At 57.9% G+C, this 6,337-nt stretch carries 7 protein-coding genes; 4 read left to right on the forward strand and 3 right to left on the reverse strand.

Translation table 11 applies throughout. The features are described from left to right. The 3 genes from HOJ95_06220 to HOJ95_06230 all read left to right on the forward strand — a co-directional run. Window positions 1–417, forward strand: a 417-nt coding sequence (locus HOJ95_06220) for a hypothetical protein (GenBank protein MBT6394279.1), incomplete at its 5' end; no start/stop codon positions are given. Window positions 418–534: 117 nt separating this feature from the next. Next, complete coding sequence (locus HOJ95_06225) at window positions 535–2,454, forward strand: 1-deoxy-D-xylulose-5-phosphate synthase (GenBank protein MBT6394280.1); 1,920 nt, start codon at window positions 535–537, stop codon at window positions 2,452–2,454. Then, window positions 2,447–3,259, forward strand: coding sequence for a TlyA family RNA methyltransferase (locus tag HOJ95_06230; GenBank protein MBT6394281.1), 813 nt, complete (start codon window positions 2,447–2,449; stop codon window positions 3,257–3,259). The genes HOJ95_06225 and HOJ95_06230 overlap by 8 nt, the downstream gene beginning before the upstream one ends. 178 nt (window positions 3,260–3,437) lie before the next feature. Here HOJ95_06230 and HOJ95_06235 read toward each other — a convergent pair whose 3' ends face one another. The 3 genes from HOJ95_06235 to HOJ95_06245 all read right to left on the reverse strand — a co-directional run bounded on the left by HOJ95_06235 (window position 3,438) and on the right by HOJ95_06245 (window position 5,490). After that, entirely contained in the window at window positions 3,438–3,785 is a 348-nt protein-coding gene (locus HOJ95_06235; protein MBT6394282.1) for a hypothetical protein, read from the reverse strand. A gap of 345 nt (window positions 3,786–4,130) precedes the next feature. Next, a complete protein-coding gene (locus HOJ95_06240) occupies window positions 4,131–4,919 on the reverse strand; it encodes a 2-phosphosulfolactate phosphatase (GenBank protein MBT6394283.1) in 789 nt (262 codons plus the stop codon). A 34-nt stretch (window positions 4,920–4,953) separates the two neighbouring features. Then, window positions 4,954–5,490, reverse strand: coding sequence for a methylated-DNA--[protein]-cysteine S-methyltransferase (locus HOJ95_06245; protein ID MBT6394284.1), 537 nt, complete (start codon window positions 5,488–5,490; stop codon window positions 4,954–4,956). A 129-nt stretch (window positions 5,491–5,619) separates the two neighbouring features. On the opposite strand from HOJ95_06245, the gene HOJ95_06250 reads away from it, so the two are divergent. After that, window positions 5,620–6,337 (forward strand): hypothetical protein (locus HOJ95_06250; GenBank protein MBT6394285.1); only part of this gene is annotated, 718 nt, incomplete at its 3' end.

Genomic DNA, 6,337 nt, shown 5'->3' on the forward strand with positions numbered 1-6,337 from the left:
CAGCTTCTAGATATCCGTGCCGGGGGGCGGGTGAATGAGCCCGCCGAGCTCGTGGAGATCCATCGTCGAAAAACGGGGGCGATGATACGGGCGTCTGTTTACATGGGCGGCCTGCTCGGCGGCGGGGGAGATGACGAGATGGCTGCGCTCAGCCGCTACGGCGAGCGAGCGGGTCTCGCCTTTCAAATTGTGGACGATATCCTCGATGTCGAGGGCGATGCTGAATTGATGGGAAAAGCAACGGGAGGCGACGCCGCCCAGGACAAGGCCACCTACCCGGCCCTTCATGGTCTTGAGGCATCAAAAGAAATGGCCCGGCAGGTGGTGGACGAGGCCCTTGAGGCGCTTGTTGCCTTCCCGGACGGGGCCCCGGCGCTTGCTGCGCTGGCGCGCTTTATCGTATTGCGGAGATTTTGATCATCCTCTAGCATATCGTTTGTTAGCAGTTAAGCAGGCTAAAAGAGATACCCTAAAAAAACTGTCGGTTACCCGGATTTTAAGGGGCATGACGAAAAGTAGGCGGAAAAAGAGAACATGGGCGAGCTTCTTGACCGGATTGATAGTCCGGATGATCTGAAAAAAATAAGCGAGGAAGAGCTGCCGCAGGTCGTCAGTGAGATCCGCGACATGATTGTGCAGGTGACCTCCGAGACGGGGGGGCATTTGGGCGCCTCGATGGGAGCGGCCGAGCTCGTTGTTGCGCTGCACTATCTCTTTGACACGCCCCGCGACAAAATTATTTTCGACGTGGGCCATCAGGCCTATGCACATAAAATCCTCACAGGCCGCCGCGACAAATTTGGCACGCTCCGCCAGTGGGGCGGTATCGCTGGTTTTCCCGATAGGCGCGAGAGCGAGTATGACGCGCTCAATGTTGCCCACGGGGGCACTTCGATTTCCGCCGCGCTTGGCATGGCCACCGCTCGTGATCTCCAGGGCGAGGACTATAATGTCGTTGCCGTCATCGGTGATGGCAGCCTCACTGCGGGCATGGCGATGGAAGGGCTCAATAACGCCGGCCACATGAAACGCGATGTCACAGTCATCCTGAACGACAACAAAATGGGCATCTCGAAAAACGTGGGTGCAATGTGCTCCTACCTCTCGCGGATTATGACCGGCGAGTGGGCCAATCGGGCCCGCAAGGTGCGCGATGATGTGCAAAAGATCCTCTCCCATCTGCCCCTGGGCGATACGGCGGTGGCGCTCATGGACAGGGTCGAGGATTCGGTGAAGAATTTTATTGTGCCGGGGATGCTTTTTGAAGAGCTGGGCTTTCGCTATATAGGACCGGTGGACGGCCATCGCTTGGACCTGCTCATCCCGACCCTTCGCAATATAATGAAGATGAAGGGCCCGAATCTTGTCCACGTTGTCACCCAAAAAGGCTACGGCTATCCCTACAGCGAAAAAGAGCCCATCACTTACCACGGTGTGACGAAATTTGATCCCGAGACGGGCGAGTTCAAGAAAAAAGCCCCCGGCCCCCCTGCCTACGCCAAGGTTTTCACGGAGACCATGGCCAAGCTGAGCCGCAAGGATGAAAAGGTGGTGGCCATTTCGGCGGCCATGTTAGAGGGCACGGCGCTCGTGAACTACCAAGAAGAGTTTCCGGATCGCTGCTTCGATGTGGGCATGTGCGAGCAGCACGCCGTAACCTTCGCGGCCGGGCTCGCGCTCCAGGGGATGAAGCCCGTTGCGGCCATTTACTCAACGTTCCTCCAGCGGGCCTACGATCAAATTATCCATGATGTGTGCCTGACGAACGTGCCCGTTACTTTCGCGCTCGACCGCGCAGGCCTTGTGGGCGATGACGGCCCCACGCACCAGGGCGCCTTTGACATTGCCTATCTGCGTTGCCTGCCCAATATGATTGTCATGTCGCCCAAAGATGAAAACGAACTCCAGCGCATGACCCTGACCGCGATTGAGTATCAGGGGCCCGCCGCCGTCCGCTTCCCGAGAGGCTCTGGCGAGGGCGTCGAAATGGACGATGAAATTAAGCCCCTGTCGATTGGCGAGGCCGAACTTCTCCGCGAGGGGGACGATGTGGCGATCATCGCACTTGGGCCCATGGTGGGGCTCTCCATGGAATCGGCGGCGCAGCTTGAGGAGCTTAAGATACAGGCTGCCGTGTTAAACCTCCGGTTCGTCAAGCCTCTCGATGAGGAGAAAATCCTCGCACTCGCCAAAGGGTGCAAGCACATCGTCACGATAGAGGAGGGAACTCGTGTCGGCGGCATGGGCTCTGCGGTTGTTGAATTGCTCGCCGAAAAAGGTGTTCGCGATGTCGCTGTGACCCGGCTCGGGCTCCCCGACCGTTTTATCGAGCACGGCTCGCCCCAGATTCAGCGCGAGGACTGCGGCCTCACCCCTGGAGACATTACCCAGGCGGCCCGCGATCTCATCGAGGGCCGGGCCCGGGAAGCTTCCTCGCTCACTGGGCATGCCTAAGAGAGAGCGCCTCGACCGCCTATTAGTCGAGCAGGGCCTCGCCCCGAGCCGCGAGCGGGCGCAAAGCCTCATCCTTGCAGGCCTCGTTACGGTGAAGGGCCAGCGCGCCGATAAAGCCGGAACCGCCTATCCCCCGGATGCTAAAATCGCCGTAAAAGAAGATCCTTGCCCCTACGTCAGCCGGGGCGGCCTCAAGCTTGCCCATGCCTTAGATACCTTTGAACTCTCCCCTGAGGGGCGGATTTGCATAGATGTGGGCTCATCCACCGGCGGGTTCACCGATGTAATGCTCCAGCGCGGCGCGCGGCGGGTTGTTTGCGTGGATGTTGGAAAGGGCCAGCTCGACTGGAAGCTCCGGGACGATGACAGGGTGGCGGTCTTAGAGGGGGTGAACGCCCGCAACCTCACGAAAAATGATTTTACCGCCGCCGCAGGTAAACAGGCCCCCACGCTTGCCACCGCCGATCTCTCGTTTATCTCCGTAACAAAAGTACTGCCTGCGATTCGCCCCCTCATGGCGAAATCATTCGAAATGCTTATCCTCGCCAAGCCGCAATTCGAGGTGGGAAAGGGCCAGGTTGGAAAAGGCGGCATCGTCAAAGACCCCGCCGTTCACCGCGCCGTTCTTGAATCTCTCTGGGGGTGGGCTGAAGAAAATAATTTTGGCCCCGCCGCCGCCTGCGCCAGCCCCATCCGGGGCGCGAAGGGAAACAGGGAGTTTTTCCTGCACCTGATACCGGGCGAGGAAGCCGGGGATATGGCGGACGAGATTGAGCGGGCGCTTGTGGAAAAGGAAGATGATTAGCGCAAATTCAAATTTCCTATTTATCAAACTTGCATAATACCGAAATGTCTATGCCGCGATTGATTTCCATGGGCTGGCCAATCGGGTGATAGCCTAAAATGAAACACCCCGCCGAATATGTAGGCGGGGTGTTTTTTATAACGCTCTTATCTATCGAATGTTGCTTCCGAACGGGAATTTAGCGTGTTTCGCGGCCCGGCCCGAGCAAGGGGCAGCCAAAATATTTATCATCGTCGTCCATTTCTCCGTTTCCGTTTAGGTCCAACCACCATCTTCCACCGGCGAAACCCTCGTCTCCGGGCCCGAAATCTGTTTCAAGGCCATTAGGACCCATCTCAAGCTTTTGGAACGGACCATTGTCAGGAAGATTGTTGGCGGCAATGATGGAATCAAAAAACAGTCCCTGGCTCCGCACATAAATGATCGGGCCATCGCCCCTTCCACCGGCTTCGGCTTGGGGGATCGCCACTGTCATGAAGCCAAGAGCTATCATCGAAAAGAGCAGCCAGTTCTTGATTTTTCTCATCGTTCTCTCCTTGAAATTAAGGGCGAAGGTTCTTGTACTCGTGCTATGGGCACTGTCGATTAACGTGGGAATACAATCTGTCTTGCAATTATTTTTTCATCCCATAGAAGCCTCCTGTGTTGTTGTGAAGAATTTGGAGGCTTCAATGTAGGAAATGAATTTATGGATAGAACAAAGAAAACGTATGGATTTTTTAAAGTTCTCGTAAAGGCGGGCGAAGCGTTATCATCCTTGCCAGGTCCGGCCCTGGGAGAGAAGGGGAAGTACGATTTTCTGTAATTGAAACCCAGTGAGATACCGGGGAGGGGCAGACGAGATTGAGCGGGTGCTAAAAGAAGAAGAGAACTAGCCCGGCGATATCACCCCATCCTTCATCTCGGGCACGATCTCGGTCCAATCCCGTTTCCCGCAATATTCGATGTCCTCCCCAAGCCCCAGGCTGGCGAGGTAGCGCCCCCAGCGGCAGTTTCTAAGCATGGCGGCGGCATCGGGGTCGGCGTCCTTTGCAATAAGGCACGCGGCGAGGGATGTGTCGGATAGCTCGGTCTCACCAATAAGCGAGGAGAGCTTGCCTATCAGCTCGCCCGCCACAACAGTGTCCTCCTCGGTGTAGCCTCCTTCTCTTCCCGAGCAGGCAATCAGCACGGCGGGGGCGGATATTGTTTGGATTTCCTCAGCCATGCGGCTTGCCACGGCTGTGAGGTTGGCAAAGGCGGCGGTGACGACCGTGCCGCATTTTTTCACGGCGTCCAGGGTGCGGGTGCCGTTCGTGCTTGAGTAGACAAGGCGGCGCCCGCCCACAAGATCGCGTGTCCACTCTCTTGGAGAGTTTCCACCATCAAAGCCCTCGATGGGTTTCGCGTCTTTCTCCCCGCCCAGGAGGACGGCATCGTGACCAAGCTCCTCTCTGAATTTGGCGGCAAGCTCTCTTGCGGACTCGGGCGAGGCGCAAGGATAAAAACCCGCGCACCCGTTTCCCATCACGGCGGCGATGGTCGAGGTTGCCCTTAGCACGTCGATCACGCAGCAAACGATGTTTTGTGATTCCGCCCCGCGCGCTTTTTTAATGTCTGTGAGACGCAAGGGGACTTCCGTGTGACTGAAGGCGGTTTCTATCCACAATTGTGCTGTCATTAATAAAAATTCTCCGTTGCGATAGTTGAAAAAATTACAATGGCTTTTCGATTTCAAGAAGCCATCGTTTCATCGCGATACCACCCGCGTAATTCTTCAACCCACCATCCGAACCCACGAGGCGGTGACACGGGATAAAGAGCGGCAGGGGATTTCGTGCGTTTGCCGCCCCGGCGGCGCGCGCGGCACGGGGGTGGCCAATTGTGCGTGCGATCTGGGCGTAGGTGCGTGTCTCCCCAGGCGGGATTTTCAATACGGCCCGCCAGATTTTCATCTGGAAGAGTGTGCCGGAGGGCGAGGCTATCTGGATTGCGGGGGCATGATAGCGCCCCTTGTTCAAGAGTGCATCGAGCCAGGAGGCGGCGGGGCCGAGATGGGGATGTTGTTCAATTGTCTTTATGAGTTTTCGGCAGGGGATTTTGTGGGTGGCCAGAAGCTTTAATAGCCCGGTTCGACCACCTACAAGGGCCAAGGCGATGAGGCCGCGATCATCCCCGGCGAGGGCGGCCTTGCCCCAGCGGTGGGTCAGGGTGCGGTAGTGGATTTCCAGGGGCGGCGTCCGTGTGGCCATGGCGTGAATGGGGCTCCTTGATCTCATGCTATCAGGACGGGATTAGCCTAAAACGGTGTCTTGACAGGTCGCTTGCCGTCAACGGATGATACACGCCATTTTACTCATGGAAATTCGAAAGAGGTAATTGTGGCGAAAAAAGCGAAGAAACAATCTGCGAAAAAAACGTTTTCACCCCAGGAACTAAAGCATGCCAGGGCAATTGCCGGCGGGCTTGAGGCTTCGTTTACCGAGCCTGCGCCGCCGGGCGCGATGGCGCCGGCTCCGCTGATCGATGAAATCAAGGAAATGGGTGAGGTGGGGCTCGCCGGTATGTTTGAGCACCTGAGCGCTTCACAGCCAGAGTCGCGGGCGGCGATTCTTCGCTCCTTCAGCGCGGTGGGCGATTCCTCTGCGGCAGAGGGCCTGCTTGAGCGGGGCCTCTCGCTGAGGTGGGCGCCCGAGGATTTGGTCATCTTGCGGGAGACGATAGCGGCGCTCGATCCTGGCGTAGAGATTCCGCCCGAACTCGATGGCGAGGCTGTTGCACAGGCGCAAGGGGTGGCCGAGGCGCTTGCCCAAGGCGGCGCGCTCTCTCCTGAGGCGGCGGGCTCGATTCGTGAGCGGCTGGCCTCGCTTCCCGCATCATTGCAGGTCATCGCTCTCGAAGGGGCGCTCTCAAGTGGGAACGCCGGGGCCGTGTTAGCGCTGGCGGGGGCATTTGCCGAGGCCGGAGCCGCGCCGCCGCCATCGATTATCGATGCGCTTGCCGCCGAGGCGACTCCTGAGGCCGCCGAGGTTTTGGGGCGCCTGTCAGATTCGGTGAAAGATAAGGCCGCTGGCTCACGTATTCGCAAGGCGCTCTTTC

Source organism: Nitrospinaceae bacterium, assembly GCA_018669005.1.
Classification (GTDB): Bacteria; UBA8248; UBA8248; order UBA8248; family UBA8248; genus UBA8248.